Source organism: Niveispirillum lacus, assembly GCF_002251795.1.
GTDB lineage: Bacteria > Pseudomonadota > Alphaproteobacteria > Azospirillales > Azospirillaceae > Niveispirillum > Niveispirillum lacus.
Map to the genome: position 1 here is coordinate 304,972 of NZ_NOXU01000029.1, position 16,481 is coordinate 321,452.

Here is a 16,481-nt window from a genome sequence, read left to right on the forward strand (position 1 = left end):
GCGCGCCCCTTTGACGATGGTCATATCTGGGTGCCAATGATCACGCGCTCAACCTTGGGGTCCGTTGTCTCACGGTCAATCAGCGGATCACCGGTGGGCAGGCCCAAGGCCAGCATCCCGGTCGGTGCCATGCTATGGTCCCAGTGCAGTTCCACATGGGTGGTGATGCTGCGACAATCCGTGTAGAGGCGCGGCACTGGATTGGATTGAAGCTGGCCACCGGCACCCAAGCCCGCCGACAGCCGATCCGCCGCCGACAGGCACATCCTTGACGCGAATGTTACATTGCGCTTACCCCACAAAAGATCATCAGGCGCAATGTCATTGCCTGATAGTCCCCAGGCGTGCAGGCGGCGAACATACTCATCGAAGACCAGCGTTGCCGCATCAATCTCGGCCGTAGCGACGCCGAGATTGACCTGTACAGGGGTTTGAACAGCAACACGTTCGCCGACGATCTGCCCACGGCGCTTGGCCGTTTGTTCAATGGTTGCGTTCAACGCACCCTTTGCCGTGCCCAGCAGAGGCCCCATGAAGTAGCTTTTCTGCAAGGGGGCCGGTCGCAGGCGATAGACGTAGCTGCTGTGGATTTCCGATCCCGGCGGGTTGGGTGCCAGATATACGTCCCGCTCAACCAGCCGTTCGTCGGGAATGAACTGGTTTACGATCTTGACGTGATGGCTGCCCGTCGCATGCAGGCCGGCCGAGTCCCATGTATCCTCAATCGTGTATTCACCAGGCAACAGCAGGCAGAAATGCGTAAACAGCGGCCCGTCACCTTCCTTGGCGATGACCATCAGCCCCCCAGCATGGCGCACCCCGCTGGCCCAGCCCCATCGGCCGCTGAGCTGCATTCCCCCCGGCACCCGCTCCAGAACGCCGGAACCCGCTGAGGCTGTCGCCAGGATTCCGTCCGGAGACGCGGTGAAGAAGGCGTCTTGTGCCTTCTCCGGAAAGCGACCGATGCACATGACATGGGTGAAAACCAACCCGGCGATCCAACCCGCCGACCCACAGGCCTGGGCAATTTCGCGCGAGATGTAATAATGCGCGCCCCAATCTAGCTCATAGCCGCCGTATCGGCTGGGCATGTAGGCTTTGTGCAGGCCTGCCTCCTTCATGGCCGCAATCACGGACACCGGAAGATCGCGGGCACCGCGATAAGACGGAACAGCGGCAGCGATTTCCGGGACCAGATCACGGGCGGCGGTGACGAGATCGGCGCACTTCGCCGAAATCTCAGGTCGGCTGACGGTCATGGGGCACTCGACATTCTGATTGGACGGAATGTGACGATGTTATTGCAGGCTCAATGTTCGAGCCAAAAACTGTTCGGGAATCATGACCCCATTTGGTTGTCTGCCTGCGCGCCCCCTCCTGCGACACCGCCTAGGGCTCAAATGTGGTCTATCCGCCTGGTGGTAAGCGCAAGGCAGAAGGTGTTGAGCAAAAAAATTGCCGGAATAATCTGAACCACCAAAGTTGGTTCCGGTACTGCTTTCTGATTTCGCTCAAGCACATTCGACGATCAGAGGGGTGCCTAACCGGGCAGCACCCCCACGACATGATGTGCGACTGGTGCCGCGCAGATCGGAGACGCGACTTTGGAAATGCGGCGTGTCCGCGCTGTTTCCCAATACACTCAATAATGCAGGGGGCTTCATGTACCGTTCTAAAATCGTTGCCCTGACCACGTCTGCCCTGGTCAGCGCCTTCGCTGCTTCCGCTGTCGTTCCTGCCGCCCTGGCAGCAGAGGACGAACTGGTGCTGGAAGAAATCATCGTTACGGCTCGTAAGCGTAAGGAGGACATTCAGACCGTTCCCATCACCATCCAAGCCTTGACGGCGGGTGATCTGGCCGAACGGAATATCAACAGCCTGACTGACCTCGGCAGTTCGACACCTGGGATCACCGTTTCGAACATCACCGGCGGAACGTTCACCAACGTGATGGTCCGGGGTCTGGCACCGGCAAACTCGTCGTCAGACCTGAATATCGAGGCAAATGTCGGCATTTTCATTGATGGCATTTACCAGACAAGCCGGAATGCCGCAGATGTCCTGTCAACGGTGGATATTGCCCAGGTTGATGTCGTTAAGGGGCCGCAGAGCGCGCTTTACGGGCGGTCCACCTTCGCCGGCGCATTGGGCATTACCACCGTGCGGCCTGGCAATAATCCGGAAGGCAAGGCGACGGTTACCATTGGTAACAATGGTGATTACCGTGGCAAGGTATCGCTGTCCAAGCCGATCATCGAAGACAAGCTCTCGGGATCTATCGCGGCCAACTGGTCCAGTTATGGTGGCGAGTTCGATAACCTCAACAATCCGTCAGACAAGCTGGGGGGGTATGAAAAGCGCGGCGTCTCTGGCGCACTTGTCTTCACACCGACGGAGAATTTCACAGCGACGTTTACGGGTTTTGCGACCAAATCCACCATGGAATTGCCGGGCCTCTCGCGCAACCCACTCTCCACTCATAATTGCGGTGGCTTCAACGCGCAGACGCAGGCTTACTTCATCTATTGCGGCGAAGTGGCCACCAATCTGCCGATTGATGTCAGCCGCAATATCCCGGACAGCACCTCCAAATCACGTCAAGGGGCGCTGGAGCTGGAATATGAGTTCGACGCCTTTTCCATCGTCAGCGTCACCGGCATCTCCGCATCGGAAGTCTATGCATCGAATGATGCAGACACGATCGGCGACGGTGCCCTTTATGGCGTCTGTACCGTCGGCAGCACCTGCGGCGCCACCACGGGCACCTATACCCGCACTGTCCGGGGGAACTCCATCACGGTCAGCAATGATCACGTTGTAACGAAAAGCCAGGAACTGCGCATCCAGTCGCCCGACACGGATCGGTTCCAGTGGCTGGCCGGTGCCTTCTTCTTCCAGTCAAATGTCGATGCCAAGACATGGTCGGGCACCACGGCTGCGGGACTTACCACGACTGAGCGTCTGGTCCAGATTCTGCCCGGCCTGGCGGCGGGTACCGGTCCGCTGGCAGCCACGGCGAATTCCGGCTTGGTCTTTGAGCCCGGATCATTCGTTCGGATGTCCAGTTTGGCCTATAAGCAAAACATCACCCGCTCCCTGTTCGGCTCCCTGGGCTATGAGGTGCTGGACGGTCTGCGTGTTTCGGCCGAGGGGCGGTACAACATCGACCGTAAGACCGATGATTGCCGTTTGAGCTTCTTTGCACCCTGCGCCGGCGTACAACCGTTGTCGGGCGAGTTCACCAGCTTTACCCCGCGTTTTACCGTGGACTACAAGGCATCGGAAGACATCTTTCTGTTTGCATCTGCCGCGAAGGGCGTGCGTTCCGGTGGCTTCAATACAGTGGCCGGTCTGACCGACAGCGAGCGGACCTTTGATGAAGAAGAGAATTGGACATACGAAGCAGGGCTGAAGTCCTGGCTGTTTGATCGCCGCCTGATGCTGAACGCGTCGCTGTTCCGCGTGAACTGGAAAAATCTGCAGATTTCCACCTTCTCCCCCAATACCACCGTTGCACAGGCCATCATCATGAATGCCGGGGGGATGAAGACCAACGGCGTCGAGGTTCAGACCGAATTCAAGGCGACGGATATTCTGTCAGTTGGCGGATCGGTGACCTACTCCGATCCCCAATATGGCAACGGTGCCTATGATCCTGCCTATACGACCCAGTGTGGCAACCCATCGACCATTTGCGACCTGGTCACCATTGCTGGCCGCGGACTGCAGGCCTCTATCGAGGGCAATCGGCCTGCCCGCTCTGTGAAGCTGCAGTATAATCTGCATGCTACGGCTGACGTGCCGGTTTCTGCCGACTGGACCCTCTCCGGTCGCGTGGATGTCAGTTATGTTGGGCCGACCTATACCAACAGCCTCAACTTGACCAGCTTTGGCGAACGGACACTGACCAACCTGCGGGTCGCGCTTGATAATGATGTTTATTCCATCGCGGCCTGGGTGACCAACCTGACCGACGAGCAGTACAACGCCAATGTCATCCAACAGCCGCGCAACTACTCGATCGGCACCCAACGCATCCTGGAGGCCTACCGTGGCGATGGACGGCGTTTTGGCGTGACGGCATCGGCCAAGTTCTGATTGCCAATTGTATCCGCGTCCCCCTGCCATCTTGGCGGGGGGACCACATCTTTCTTCGGAGAATGCCATGAGAAACAGTACGGTTCCTCTGTCTCGCCGTACAGTCGTCGGTGGCCTGCTGGCCGCCGCCCCCCTGGTCATCGCGTCGCGCGGTTGGGCCGCTGGCCCCAAAGAGGTGGATATCATCGTTGTCGGTGCCGGTCTGGCCGGCTTGAACGCGGCAATGTTGCTACAGGAACAGGGGCTTTCCGTACAGGTGCTTGAGGCATCCGACCGTGTGGGGGGACGCCTGCGCACGGGTCGCGCGGAGGGCTATCAGGCTGAGTTGGGCGGCAGTGAGGTCGGCGACCTTTACGGACGTGTTCGTGATGCCTGTCAGCGTCTGAATGTCGGTCTGACGAACAAGGCGATCAAAAGCGCTGAAGCCATGTTCCATATCGATGGCACCACGGTTCTGGCATCCGACTGGTCGGGCTCTGCGGCTAATCACACACGCGGCAGGGAACGGGCCTTTCTGCCTAATATTCTGCAAAACCGCCTGATGCATGATTGGCTGCCGTTCAAGCAGACCAATGCCTGGCTGCAGCCCGAGAACATGCAGTATGACGTATCCGCAGCGGAGTTCATGCGCGCCAAGGGTGTGTCAGAGGCGGCTATCCGTCTGGCAGATGTTGATCTGAATGGGTCCAGCCTGGAGGGTGTGTCTGCCCTGTCGATCTTCCGCGATATGGCCCGTGCCCAGGTAGAAGGCTATGTCGATCCCAACCGGCCACAATACGGGTCAAATTCCGAAGCCGCCCGCAGCTTCATTGTTGGTGGTTCCGATATGTTGCCCAAAGCCATGGCCGCCAGTCTGAAATCGCCCGTCCGCCTGCACAGTCCCGTATTGGCCATCGACCAGTCGGGGGATAAGGTGAAGGTGCTGCTGGGCAGCGGTGAGGTGCTGACCAGCCGGTTCGTGGTGGTCGCGGCCCCGTTCAGTGCCGTTGCCCGTATCCGCTTCACCCCGGGCCTGCCCGACGCCCAGGCGGATGCGGTCGCAGGCGCACGCTATTCCGCGACAACGCAGTTCCATTTCAAGATCGTCAAACCCTATTGGGAAAAGGACGGCCTGCCGCCATCGATCTGGAGCAACGCGTCGTTCGAACGGGCCTTTGCCCGCAAGGATCCCGATACGGGCGCCATCGATACCATGATCGTCTGGGTCAATGGCGATGGGGCGACCCGGTGGGATGACCGCGATACGGACAAGCAGGTGGAACTGGTGCTGTCTGAGCTAGCCCGCATTCGCCCCTCTATGGCCGGCGCCTTGAAGTACCAGTTTGGCTATAGCTGGGGCCGCAATCCCTATGTCGGTGGCAATAAGCATTTCTATGCTCCCGGCCAGGTAAAGCGGTTTGCCGCCGACATGGGCAAGCCCGCCGGGCGCATCCATTTCGCGGGCGAACATCTACGCCGTCTGGAACATGGTATGGAAAGCGCCATGGAAACCGGTGAAGCCGCAGCTATGGAGATCATGGAACGGCTCTGATCGCCAGACCGTTGACAGGCCAGACAGCGCGCGCTGTCTGGCCTGTCTGCGTTTCAATCGCTGCTGCTCATAAGGCAGGAACGCATAACGGTCTGGAAATCCATCATTTTACGCGCCGGGCTATAATCCCGCCTGGTCACCATGACCAGATCCCATGGCGTGTCAGGCGGATCCACGGGCAACACCACGATGCCCCCGCTGTGCAGTCGGCTGCGCACCATGATATGGGGTGCCACCCACCAGGAATCCGAACCGGCAACACGCTCAAGGCTCAGATGTGTGGATTCCACGGTTAACGCAGGGCGCGGAACCCGCATAGTGGCGGCGGCGGCCAACCGCTCAATATAGGCGGCACCGCGCGGATAATTCAGCGTCGCAATCTGCGGATAACCGGCAAGATCGTCAAAAGCGATGCGGTCCTTGCCGACAAGCGGATGCCCAGACCGAACCACAATGACATTCCGATCCTGCCCAACCGTTATCTTTCTGACTAGATGGGCGCTGTTCTCTGCCGGAGCGGTGGAATAGAACAGATCAATGTCGCCCCGCATGAGCAAAGTGCATAGGTACGCGAAATCACCGCGTTCGACCTTGATCGGCGTGGTCGGGTAGCGCTGCTGGAAGGCGTTCAGCGCCTCCGGGATCACGCTTTCCAGGAAGGTCGGGGTGGCCCCGATGGAGAGTGAGCCGGTGCGCACATCGCCTGCGGATGCGACCGCATCATCCAACCGCCGCGCGGCGGCAAGCACTTCCTGTACATAGGGCAGCAGGTATTTCCCCTGCTCTGTCAACACAACGGACTGACGGTCACGGTCCATCAGCCGCAGGCCTAATTGGGACTCCAACTGGATGATGCTTTTACTGATGGCCTGCTGTGACAGATTTACCTTCTCTGCCGCCCGGTGGAAATTCAGGGTTTCCGCAACGACCGCGAAATGGCGCAGAACGCGCAGCCTCATGTCCATTCACCGATTTGGTTGTCACGAAAAATGCAATATTTGTTTCTCTCGCCACACCGATAATCAATACCATGATGTTAGCTTTGAACAACGACGCCTGGGATACAAGCCTGATGTATCTGTCGGCGTTCGATCGCTTCTTTGGCCGTCACGTTGACGCCTCATGTAGTAGCGCGCCATTCGCTGCCATATTCGCAATCCGTTTATCCACCTCTGACCGGCTGGCGAAAGCGGCCGGGATCGGGAGCATTTGATGAAGATCGCTGCCAAGCTTTGTCTGGGATGCATGTCGTTCGGAACCAGCCTGTGGCGTCCCTGGGTGCTGGATGAACCGGCGGCGATGCCCTTGTTGGATAAGGCTGCGGACCTTGGCATCCGTGCATTTGACACGGCAAACGTCTATTCCGGGGGTGAGAGCGAGCGCATCCTGGGAAGGTTCATCCACAGCCGCGGCCTGCGGGACGACGCTTTCATCGCAACAAAGCTGTATTATGACACCCCTGACCGGCTTGGCCAAAAAGGACTGGGCCGCAGCAACATCATTGGCTCAACGGAAGCTTCTCTGCGGCGGCTTGGTGTTGACCGCATTGATCTGATGCAGATCCACCGTTGGGATGACGACACGCCGATCGAAGAGACGCTTGAAGCCTTTGCGTTGTTGATTGAACAGGGAAAGATCGGCGCGTTTGGCGCCTCCAACCTCTCGGCATGGCACCTGGCCAAGGCGGAGATAGCGGCGGCACGCCTTGGCTTGCCGGGCTTTGGTGCGGTACAGCCGCATTACAACCTGCTCTACCGCGAAGACGAACGCGACTTGATCCCCCTGTGCCATGAACAAGGCATTGCACTCCTGCCATGGAGCCCGCTGGCGCGGGGACGACTGGCAAGAGGGGCCGCCCAATCGGCCCGGTCACAAGCCGACGATGTGGCGACATCGCTTTACGGCCAGAGCGGAGAGACCATCATCAACGTCCTCCAGGGCGTAGCGAACGAGTTGGAACAGCCACCCGCCGCTGTGGCGTTGGCTTGGCTGATCGGCAAGGGCACGACGCCGATCTTTGGTGCAACGCGACCGGAGCAGATCGAACAAACGCTTTTGGCCACGTCAATCAATCTGACCGACGAGCAGGTGGCAGCTTTGGAGGCTCCTTACACGGCGCTGCCCATTGTCGGCCTGCCTCAAACGGCAAAGAATCAGACACCGACCGCGACGCTGGCGCGTATCATGGAAGGACAGAAGCAATGACCGCGACAGTTGCCATCACCAAGGGTTACGCCGACACGCAAGAAGGGCAACTCCACTATCGCACCTGCCCCGGCGGTGATCCGTCGGCAGCACCGATCCTGTTCTTCCACCGTGCCCCTGTCTGTTCCGGCTCCTTCGATCAGGTGCTGAAGCGGTTGTCAGGATGGCGGCGGATGGTGGCATTCGATACGCCGGGCTTCGGCCAATCCTACACGCCGGATGCCGGAACGCCGATAAGCCGCGTTGTGGATGCGTTCGTGCAAGCGGTAGAGGGGCTGGGAATCAACCGATTTCACCTTGTGGCGCACCATTCCGGTGCACATTTTGCCTGCGAATTGGCATTGCGTCTGCCGGGGCGGGCGCTGTCCTTGATGCTGGACGGTGCCATGGTCGCTTCGGCAGAAGAGCGGGCCAAGGTCACCCCCGCTGCGACGCTGCCGACCATCGACCCGCAAGGCGGCTATATTCAGGCGGCCTGGAAATTCCTTGTGCCCTACTGCACTGTCTTTGACGAGCGTTGCATCCATAATGAGTTCGTGGGTGCCATGGCCAGCACCTTTACCCGTCCCGCTACCATGGACATGGTGCGCGCCCATGATCTTGGGGGTGTCATCGCGGGGTTGGATTGTCCTATCCTGGCGTCTGCCGCTATTGATGATGTCTTCGTAGCACATCTCGACAGGATCGCCGCGCTGGCACCACAGTCCATCATCCGCCGTTATGGCACTGCCGGGATTGCCTCACCAGAGCTGCAGACAGAGGTCTTCTGCGATCTGATCCGCGAAAGCGTGGAACGGGCCGAAGGCTGAAGCACCCCATCCCTCCTGCTGCACACTGCCTGTCCGTGAAAGAGGGACTGGCGGCGACGCCACTCTTTTATCCTGAAGGAACTGTCCCAGATGCAGGTCGACTTCGACGGTTTTGCGGGCATCAGACTGATCGGCGACGCGATTGGCCAGCCGAGCGATCCCGCAATTCTGTTGCTGCATGACATCGCGCAGACACGCAGGGCGTGGCGCAACGCAGCGGACGCGCTGGTCAGGACTGGCCGTTACGTCCTGAACATGGACCTGCGTGGGCATGGCGACAGTGAATGGCCGCTGGACGGCCAGTACAATATCGATGCTTTCTCCAATGATCTTCGGGCCTTGTTGGCCCAGATGAGCCGCCGTCCCGTCATCATCGCCCATGGCGTGACCGGCTGGCTTGTGTTACGCGCGCTGGCGGCGGACGCTCACAAATTGGCAGGTGGCCTGGTCCTTGTCGACCCAGCTTCATCATTTAGTGCCGACATTGATGGCATTTGCGACCCCCGCATTGCCGGTGCGCTGGACCTGACGTCGGCCATCGGCATCCTGTCCAGAAACGCGTCGGGGTTTGGCATTCCGGTCAGCATCATATCGGGTGACAAGATAGAGCGTGATGTCCACCGGGTTCACGACGGACTGGCGACAGCGACCGTAGATGGCCCCGCAGACCACAATATCGCCCTGGAAAGCCATGTTCCAAACCTGACAAGTCTGATTGACGGCATCCAGGCCAATCTGGCTTGCGTGTACAGGCTTGGCGGCAGTACCCGGACGCTACGCGACATGATGGGATGTTTTGCCACGGGGGTCACCGTGGTGACGGCCATGGCACCGAATGGTGAGCCAATTGGTTTCACCGCCAACAGCTTCACCTCCGTGTCACTGGACCCGCCGCTGCTTCTTGTTTGCATCGTGAAGGATGCACAGCGAGCCCAAAGCTATACGAGTGCAGGCCACTTCGCTGTCAACATCCTTCAGGCAGATCAACAATTAGTTTCAAGTCACTTTGCCATGAAGAAGGACGATAAGTTCACAGATGTTGCGTGGCGAAGGGGGGAGTATGGCAATCCAATTATTTGCGATTCGCTCGGTCATTTTGAGTGTGAAACGTTTAATATAGTTGAAGCTGGCGATCACTACATCCTTATCGGCCGAATTCTTAACGCTTCGTTCGAATCGTGGCGCGATCCACTGATCTACTACAGGGGTAAATATCGAGCTTTGGACTTTAAGTAAAAGTCCCTGCGAACGTGTTTTAGCGATGCGCCAAGCCGTACAAAAAAATCGGGAGGCTTGTGAGCATGACATCTGGGAGACAGAAGAGATGACCAATCATTACAATGTACGCCGGTCGTTGCTACTTGCATCGGCCATTATATGCACCAGCCTGCCGGCAGGGGCACAGAGTGACAATCTCGTGCTGGAAGAGATCATCGTCACAGCGCAGCGCCGTGAACAATCGCTCCAGGCGACACCTGTGGCGGTTACCGCCCTTGGTGCCGCCGCACTGACCGATCAACAGATTACAAGTGCCGACGATCTTTCTTCCATCGTCCCCAACCTGACCATCGCCGCCACATCCGCCAGCAGTTCGACAGTGTCGATCGGCCTGCGCGGCGGGTCGGAACAAACCGGTGGCATGGTAACGTCCGAATCCGCCGTTGCCTTCTATGTGGATGACGTCTATCGCGGGCGTCTGGCCGGCTCCAACATGGAACTGTCGGATATTGCCCGGATCGAAGTTCTGCGTGGACCCCAGGGCACATTGTATGGTCGTAACGCATTCTCCGGTGCGGTCAAGATTGTCACCCGCACACCGGGTGAGGAGGAGTGGGCGGAAGCGCAGGCGGGCATCGGGTCCTTGAACGACATCCACGCCTCCGCCTCCTGGGGCGGTGACCTGATTGATGACAGCCTTGGTGCGTCACTCTCGGTTCTGTTCCGCAATCGTGATGGCTATATCTATAACGAAGCGCTGGACCGGGACGTCAACCGGCAGCGCAATCTGGCGCTGCGCAGCAAACTGCATTTCTATGGCCGGGATGGTCTGAAGGCCTCACTGTCCGTGACACGCACCACCGACAACAATGATGGCGCGGCCAATCTGATCCCGGTCACCTGGTCGAAACCCTATCCAACCGTGGCCGCGAACAGCATCACGACCGAGGATGCGGTTCCGCGCGCGGGCTCCCGCTATGTCACCCAGTCGCCAGTGGAACCGGACGGCTATACCAAGCAGACAACCGTATCGCTGGACATGACCTCCGAGTGGGGCGACGTGACGGTACGGTCGATCTCCGCCTATGTCGGTACGGATGACGGATTCACCTTCGACTTCTCAGGTGGCATCCGCAACGCCAATGGCAGCTACCGGGCCAACGGCCTGGTCCGCAACAGCGTGGCGTCGACGGACCAGTACAGCCAGGAGGTCCAGTTTCAAGGAGACGGGCTGGACGGCAAGCTGAACTGGATTACCGGGCTCTATTACTTCCGGGAGGATAGTGTTCAGGTCTTGCGCGACCAACTGGTCAGCGCCGCCGGCGCCCTGTCCATCCTGCCGCAGACAATCGATAGCAGGACCGACAGCTATGCGGCCTTTTCCCAAGGTACGTATATGTTGACCGATAGGCTCTCGGTTACTGGGGGGGTGCGCTATACCAAAGACCAGAAGAAGTTGGATGGCACGATCCAGAGTTCAACGGCTCTGGCCCAGCTTGTGCCTGTGGTCCGCGAACCAAGCTTCAGCGCGTGGTCGCCCAAGGTCGGCGTCGATTTCAAGCTGTCGGATGACCTGTTCACCTACGCCTCTGTGTCCCGTGGCTTCAAGGCCGGGGGTTTCAATGGTCTGGCCGTCGCCAACCCGATCGTATTCGGCACTGTGTATGACCCGCAAACCGTCTGGGCCTATGAGGCCGGTGTCAAGGCAACAATGCTCGATGGCCGCCTGCGCGCCAACCTCTCCGTCTATCGCAACGATCTCAACGACCTTCAGCAGACGGAACGGGTCGCGGCCAGTTCGTTCGCCATCCGTAATGTGGGCAATGCCCGCGTCCATGGTGCCGAACTGGAGCTGACCCTGAAGGCGGCGGAAGGTTTGGACCTGTTTGCCAACCTTGGCCTGATGGATGACAAGTACAAGTCAAAGAACCCACAGTCTGACAGCTTCACGGCGGGTGCCAACCATCTGCCTCTGGTTTACCCATGGAGCGTGCAGACAGGCTTCAGTTACGAAACACCGTCCTTCTGGCAGGAAATGGCCAAGTTACGTCTATCTGGTAACTATCAGCACCAGGGCGATTATTATTCGAACGTCAACAACTTCATCAAAAGCAAGCCTGTCGGATTGGTCAATGGCTCCCTGGCCCTTCTGTCGGATGATGACACATGGAGCCTGACGCTTGCCGGCAAAAACGTCCTGAACAAGGCCTACTACCTGACATCGGCGGTCACAACCTCCGTCGCTGTTGGTGAACCACGTACATGGACGCTGACCGCAGGCTACAGGTTTTGATGCCTGAGCAGACTTGGGCGCAAGACCAAAGAATTCCGTCCCCAGTGATGCAGATGGGGATTCGCGACCTTAAGCACATGGCGCTGCTTTCAGCGCTTGGTCAAATTCTGGAAAGGGAGTTTAGCGTAAATGAGCGGACCGATATTGACGCGGCGTCAGGGTTTGGGACTTGCGGCCCTTGCCGCCTCTGCCAGTGCAATGGGTGGGCTGGCGACAACCGCGATCGCCGCCAACAAGCCTTCCTTCCTCACCAAGATTGATTTCAAGAACCCGGAATGGAATCGGGACAGCTATGCCCGGCTGGACATGGATCTAGACCCGACCAAGGAGAAGATCGGCTGGTTCCGGGGAAAGGTCTATGGTGTGCGCGACAATGAACCGGTGCGGCCATTGTTTATACTCGATGGCTTCAGTTTCGTGCGCTGCAAGCGGCTGGAAGATGGTTCCTATCGCCGCATGCTGCGAGAAATCGGCTTCTATCGTGATGTGAAGACCGGGGAAATCCTGAAGACGTGGCACAACCCCTATACGGACGAGGATGTGCGCGTTGTCCCCATTGCCAACGATCCATTCAACTACACGATCAGCGCCTTCCGGCAACCTCCCCCTTCCTATGGCGGATTGAATACCGAAAAGCGAGAGCCGGTTCCGTTCCTGCTGGACTGGCGATATGGTCCCGACGACACCGTCATTGTCAGCACCGATATCCACCTGTTCTATCCGAACGCATTGCAGCCGGACAAATGGCCACGTGAGTCCGCGGGTGCCTTCAACCGGGTGTCGGAGATGTTCACCTATATTATGAAACGCCGTGATCTGGAAAACCCCGATCTGACGCATGTGAAGTCTGTCGGCCAATGGTCCCGCATCAACCCTTGGCTGCCGTGGATGTTGATGGGGCAGGCGCCGGGCCATATTTCCTATTTTTGTTCATTTGGGGCCTATGACAGCGTTAACGATATCCCGGCTGATATCCGCGAGGCTGCCCGTGCCATGGACCCCAAATGGTTGGCTGCACCGACAGAGGATTATGGTCCCTCATTGTCCAGCCTGGAAAACTACGCACGCCAGCAGACGCCTGCGCCGGTGCCGGTCGGCTGGGTCCCGCCGCAGCCGCCGGCACCACGAACCTTGCCCGGCGATAAAGGTTAGAAAAGAGAGAACCGCGCTTCAGTCTGCCGATTCATCGTGAATAGGTTACGGTCCCGGAACTTTCACCGATAGTCCAGGTTTTGTTGCTTTCTCTCAGTTTTTTACGATCGACCGAAAGCTATTGGGGAAATCGCCAGACGGGAATGCCCATCATGCGAGCCTTGTCGGCAAGGTTCTGGGTGATATCGGAGCCTGGAAAGGCAATGAGGCCGATGGGTACTGTTTCCAGCATCTGGTCGTTGCGGCGGAAGGGTGCGGCCTTCTTGTGGCGGGTCCAGTCGGGTTTGTAGACAATCTGGGCAACGCGGCGGTTCTCGGCCCAGCAGGCGGCAATGCGCTCGGCTCCCTTGGGGCTGCCGCCATGCAGCAGGACTATGTCGGGATGCTTGGTATGGACCTTGTCCAGGGCCGCCCAGATACGGTCGACATCGTTACACTCGACACCGCCGGTGAAGGCCACCTTGGGGCCGGGGGGCAGCAGCAGGTTGGTGTCGGCATGCCGACGGGCGGCGATATGGTCGCGGCTGTCAATGATCGCGGCCGTCAGAGTGCGGTGGTTCAACTGGGAGCCCTGGCGCGGGCGCCATGTGGAGCCGGTCAGGGCCTCGTACATCTCGGCGGCATCGTCGCGGAAGAACTCGAAGGCATTGCGGCGTTCGATCAGGCCCAGCCCTTCGGCGGTCAGGCGTTCCAGCTCAACGGAGCGGATTTCTGAGCCGTCCTGTTCAGTCTGGCTGCGCTGCTGGGCCTGTTCGTTGGTATCCAGGTCGCGCTCCAGGCTGCCGATGCGGCGGTGGAAGACATTGACGCAGGCCCAAAGCAGGTCGTCCAGGTCATCCTTCAGCCGGGTGCCGGTCAGCAGCCCGGCCAGCGTCTCCAGGCAGGCCCCGATCTCGGCCCTGGCCTGATCAGCCTCGGGTAAGGGGCGCGGATCGGGTTGGACTTGCCCGGAAAAAGTGGAGAGCGGTGTCCTTAATGTCAGATAGGATATCGCCCCATGACGAATGAGAAGAAACGCGGCCCGGGCCGGCATGCGCATTTCACGGATGAGTTCAAGGCCGAGGCGGTTCGCCTGACCCAGACGAGTGGTCGGCCTTTGCCCCGGATTTGTCATCGGTTTCTGGAATTTTTCCGGATTTATGTTTGATAACAATCAATTACCATTATTTTGGAGCGGTTAAGAATTTACAGGGTGTTTTTCGGGATGCGGTTTACGGATCATGGTCGGCGGGTGGTCATGGGGGCGTTCGACGGGGGAGAAATCACCTCGGATGCGGGCGGGCTGCTGCTGCGTGAGGTGGCCGGTCGGCTGAATTTGTTTGAGCGGATGGCGGCCTGCTTCGATGATCGACGCAACCGTAAGCAGGTGACGCATCCGCTGCCCGATCTGCTGGCACAGCGGGTCATCGCCATGGCGCTGGGATATGAAGACCTCAACGATCACGACCGGATGCGCAACGATCCGCTGCTGAAGGTGACGGCGGCGGCCAGGCCGCTTGTGCCGGGTGGCGCGCCGCTGCCGGCGCTGGCCGGGAGTTCGACGCTGGGTCGGCTGGAGCGGAGTTTCGAGGAGGCCGACCGGCGTTATCACAAATTCACGGCTCAGCCGTCGCGTCTGCAGGATCTGTATGTCGAGCTGTTCACCGGCAGTTATGCGACAGCACCGGAGCGGATCATCCTGGATATCGACGCGACGGATATTGAAACGCATGGCCATCAGCGGGGCGGCTTCTTCCACGGTTATTATGAGCATCGCTGCTTTCTGCCGCTTTATATTTACTGTGGCCCGCATTTGCTGCTCTCCAAACTGCGCCCCGGCAATGTGGACGGTGCCGAAGGGGCCAAGGCTGCGATCAAGCGGGTGGTGGGCAACATCCGCCGCCACTGGCCCAAGGTCAGCATCCTGGTGCGCGGGGATTCCGGGTTCGCGCGCACGAACCTGATGAACTGGAGTGAGGCCAACGGCGTCGATTATATTTTCGGCCTGCCGCGCAACGACTACCTCCTGCATAAGGCCCGCAAGATCCGCTCACGCGCGGCGATGGAATTCCTGGCCACGGGCGAAACGGCGGAAGTGTTCGGAGATTTCCATCACCAGACCCGCTCGGGCAGCTGGACCAGGCCCCGCCACGTGATCGCCAAGGTGCTGCACCGGTCGCAGACGGAACAACGCTGCCGGTTTCTGGTCACCTCTCTGGACTGGAACGCGCCTGCTGTCATCGAGGCCATGGCCCAAGCACGCGACAGGGCGGAAAATCAAGGGGATAAGCCGCCGCGCGACCTGCTGGCCCGGACGATCTATGAGGCGGTGTACTGCCCGCGCGGCGATATGGAGAACCGGATCAAGGACTGCCAGCTTGATCTTTTCGGATACCGGGCGTCGGCCCATGCGTTCAAGACCAACCAGACCCGGCTGATCCTGGCCGGCTTCGCCTATGTGCTGATGACGCAACTGCGCCTCATGGCGTTGCAAGCCACCGACCTGGCCAAGGCCGCCCCCCATACCATCCGGCAGAAGTTGCTGAAAATCGGCGCCCGGGTGATCAGCTCGGTACGGCGGATCAGGATTTCCATGCCCGACGCCTGCCCTGTCCAGCACATCTTCTTCACCGCCTGGCGCGCCCTGGCTTCACCCTGACCTCCTCTCCTGCCGCCGAAGAACGAAAACCTGCCGCCTGATCGCAGCGCCTGATCGAAGGCAATGATGAGGCGCGTCCATTCTCAAAAAAATTTACATCCTTTGGTTGCCATTCGGCGCGATTATGTCGAGGCTGGATTTCGTCCCGGTTCTGCGCGAAGCCCTGATCCGAAAAATCCTACCCCCAACCCGGCGCCGGAGGCCAAATGCGACCGATTTTTCAGGCAAAAAATTTCCCGTGACGAATCCGGGTCCACCATGCTTCCACGCTGTTTGGCGCTTCCGCGCCCCAGAAACGGCAACACCCGCTAAGCTTTTGGCTTAGCGGGTGTTTTTTGGATGCGGGGGCAGGATTTGAACCTGCGGCCTTCAGGTTATGAGCCTGACGAGCTACCGGGCTGCTCCACCCCGCGTCAGGGTGATTATGATTTCCGGTACAAAGCGGTAACGCCGGCCTTAAGGGCCGGCGTTGATGTTTTTGGATTTCGTGAGATATTTTTCCTGTTACGAGCGGACCTGGCGGCGACCTACTCTCCC

Annotated in this window: 11 protein-coding genes and 1 tRNA gene; 8 read left to right on the forward strand and 4 right to left on the reverse strand. The window is 59.2% G+C overall.

The genetic code is table 11. The features are described from left to right. Window positions 1-20: 20 nt before the first annotated feature. On the reverse strand, window positions 21-1,259 hold the full coding sequence (locus CHU95_RS12870) for an acyl-CoA dehydrogenase family protein (protein ID WP_094456728.1): 1,239 nt from the start codon (window positions 1,257-1,259) through the stop codon (window positions 21-23). Between the two features lie 403 nt (window positions 1,260-1,662). Here CHU95_RS12870 and CHU95_RS12875 point away from each other — a divergent pair, with 403 nt between their 5' ends. Together CHU95_RS12875 and CHU95_RS12880 are read left to right on the forward strand one after the other, a co-directional pair. Further along, window positions 1,663-4,098, forward strand: a complete 2,436-nt coding sequence (locus CHU95_RS12875; protein WP_133065519.1) for a TonB-dependent receptor — start codon at window positions 1,663-1,665, stop codon at window positions 4,096-4,098. Window positions 4,099-4,165: 67 nt separating this feature from the next. After that, window positions 4,166-5,629 (forward strand): flavin monoamine oxidase family protein, encoded by a 1,464-nt coding sequence (locus CHU95_RS12880; protein ID WP_094456730.1) that lies wholly within the window; start codon window positions 4,166-4,168, stop codon window positions 5,627-5,629. A gap of 53 nt (window positions 5,630-5,682) precedes the next feature. On the opposite strand, the gene CHU95_RS12885 is transcribed toward CHU95_RS12880, so the two are convergent. Further along, a complete protein-coding gene (locus CHU95_RS12885) occupies window positions 5,683-6,588 on the reverse strand; it encodes a LysR family transcriptional regulator (RefSeq protein ID WP_165772156.1) in 906 nt (301 codons plus the stop codon). A gap of 253 nt (window positions 6,589-6,841) precedes the next feature. Between CHU95_RS12885 and CHU95_RS12895 the strand changes: the two genes are divergently transcribed. From CHU95_RS12895 to CHU95_RS12915, 5 genes are all read left to right on the forward strand, one after another. Continuing rightward, window positions 6,842-7,834, forward strand: a complete 993-nt coding sequence (locus CHU95_RS12895) for an aldo/keto reductase (protein ID WP_094456733.1) — start codon at window positions 6,842-6,844, stop codon at window positions 7,832-7,834. Next, window positions 7,831-8,643: an alpha/beta fold hydrolase gene (locus CHU95_RS12900; protein WP_094456734.1), complete on the forward strand. Its 813-nt coding sequence runs from the start codon at window positions 7,831-7,833 to the stop codon at window positions 8,641-8,643. Before CHU95_RS12895 ends, CHU95_RS12900 begins: the two co-directional genes overlap by 4 nt. 90 nt (window positions 8,644-8,733) lie before the next feature. Further along, window positions 8,734-9,879: an alpha/beta fold hydrolase gene (locus CHU95_RS12905; protein WP_094456735.1), complete on the forward strand. Its 1,146-nt coding sequence runs from the start codon at window positions 8,734-8,736 to the stop codon at window positions 9,877-9,879. An 88-nt stretch (window positions 9,880-9,967) separates the two neighbouring features. Next, entirely contained in the window at window positions 9,968-12,154 is a 2,187-nt protein-coding gene (locus CHU95_RS12910) for a TonB-dependent receptor (protein WP_165772157.1), read from the forward strand. A gap of 129 nt (window positions 12,155-12,283) precedes the next feature. After that, window positions 12,284-13,306: a DUF1838 family protein gene (locus tag CHU95_RS12915; protein ID WP_094456737.1), complete on the forward strand. Its 1,023-nt coding sequence runs from the start codon at window positions 12,284-12,286 to the stop codon at window positions 13,304-13,306. 118 nt (window positions 13,307-13,424) lie between these two features. Here the strand turns inward: CHU95_RS12915 and CHU95_RS12920 are convergent, their stop codons facing one another. Beyond that, window positions 13,425-14,339: a DUF2493 domain-containing protein gene (locus tag CHU95_RS12920; protein WP_245838217.1), complete on the reverse strand. Its 915-nt coding sequence runs from the start codon at window positions 14,337-14,339 to the stop codon at window positions 13,425-13,427. Window positions 14,340-14,510: 171 nt separating this feature from the next. Here CHU95_RS12920 and CHU95_RS12925 point away from each other — a divergent pair, with 171 nt between their 5' ends. Further along, window positions 14,511-15,944: an IS1380 family transposase gene (locus tag CHU95_RS12925; RefSeq protein ID WP_094456738.1), complete on the forward strand. Its 1,434-nt coding sequence runs from the start codon at window positions 14,511-14,513 to the stop codon at window positions 15,942-15,944. Window positions 15,945-16,280: 336 nt separating this feature from the next. On the opposite strand, the gene CHU95_RS12930 is transcribed toward CHU95_RS12925, so the two are convergent. Continuing rightward, a tRNA-Met gene (locus CHU95_RS12930) sits at window positions 16,281-16,357 on the reverse strand. Window positions 16,358-16,481: the final 124 nt, after the last annotated feature.

Bases quoted from the DNA above. Each gene is read 5' to 3' on its own strand.
- CHU95_RS12885 (WP_165772156.1), bottom strand. From the start codon at position 6,588: ATGAGGCTGCGCGTTCTGCGCCATTTCGCGGTCGTTGCGGAAACCCTG.
- CHU95_RS12875 (WP_133065519.1), top strand. From the start codon at position 1,663: ATGTACCGTTCTAAAATCGTTGCCCTGACCACGTCTGCCCTGGTCAGC.
- CHU95_RS12880 (WP_094456730.1), top strand. From the start codon at position 4,166: ATGAGAAACAGTACGGTTCCTCTGTCTCGCCGTACAGTCGTCGGTGGC.
- CHU95_RS12915 (WP_094456737.1), top strand. From the start codon at position 12,284: ATGAGCGGACCGATATTGACGCGGCGTCAGGGTTTGGGACTTGCGGCC.
- CHU95_RS12895 (WP_094456733.1), top strand. From the start codon at position 6,842: ATGAAGATCGCTGCCAAGCTTTGTCTGGGATGCATGTCGTTCGGAACC.
- CHU95_RS12870 (WP_094456728.1), bottom strand. From the start codon at position 1,259: ATGACCGTCAGCCGACCTGAGATTTCGGCGAAGTGCGCCGATCTCGTC.
- CHU95_RS12905 (WP_094456735.1), top strand. From the start codon at position 8,734: ATGCAGGTCGACTTCGACGGTTTTGCGGGCATCAGACTGATCGGCGAC.
- CHU95_RS12925 (WP_094456738.1), top strand. From the start codon at position 14,511: ATGCGGTTTACGGATCATGGTCGGCGGGTGGTCATGGGGGCGTTCGAC.
- CHU95_RS12920 (WP_245838217.1), bottom strand. From the start codon at position 14,339: ATGCCGGCCCGGGCCGCGTTTCTTCTCATTCGTCATGGGGCGATATCC.
- CHU95_RS12900 (WP_094456734.1), top strand. From the start codon at position 7,831: ATGACCGCGACAGTTGCCATCACCAAGGGTTACGCCGACACGCAAGAA.
- CHU95_RS12910 (WP_165772157.1), top strand. From the start codon at position 9,968: ATGACCAATCATTACAATGTACGCCGGTCGTTGCTACTTGCATCGGCC.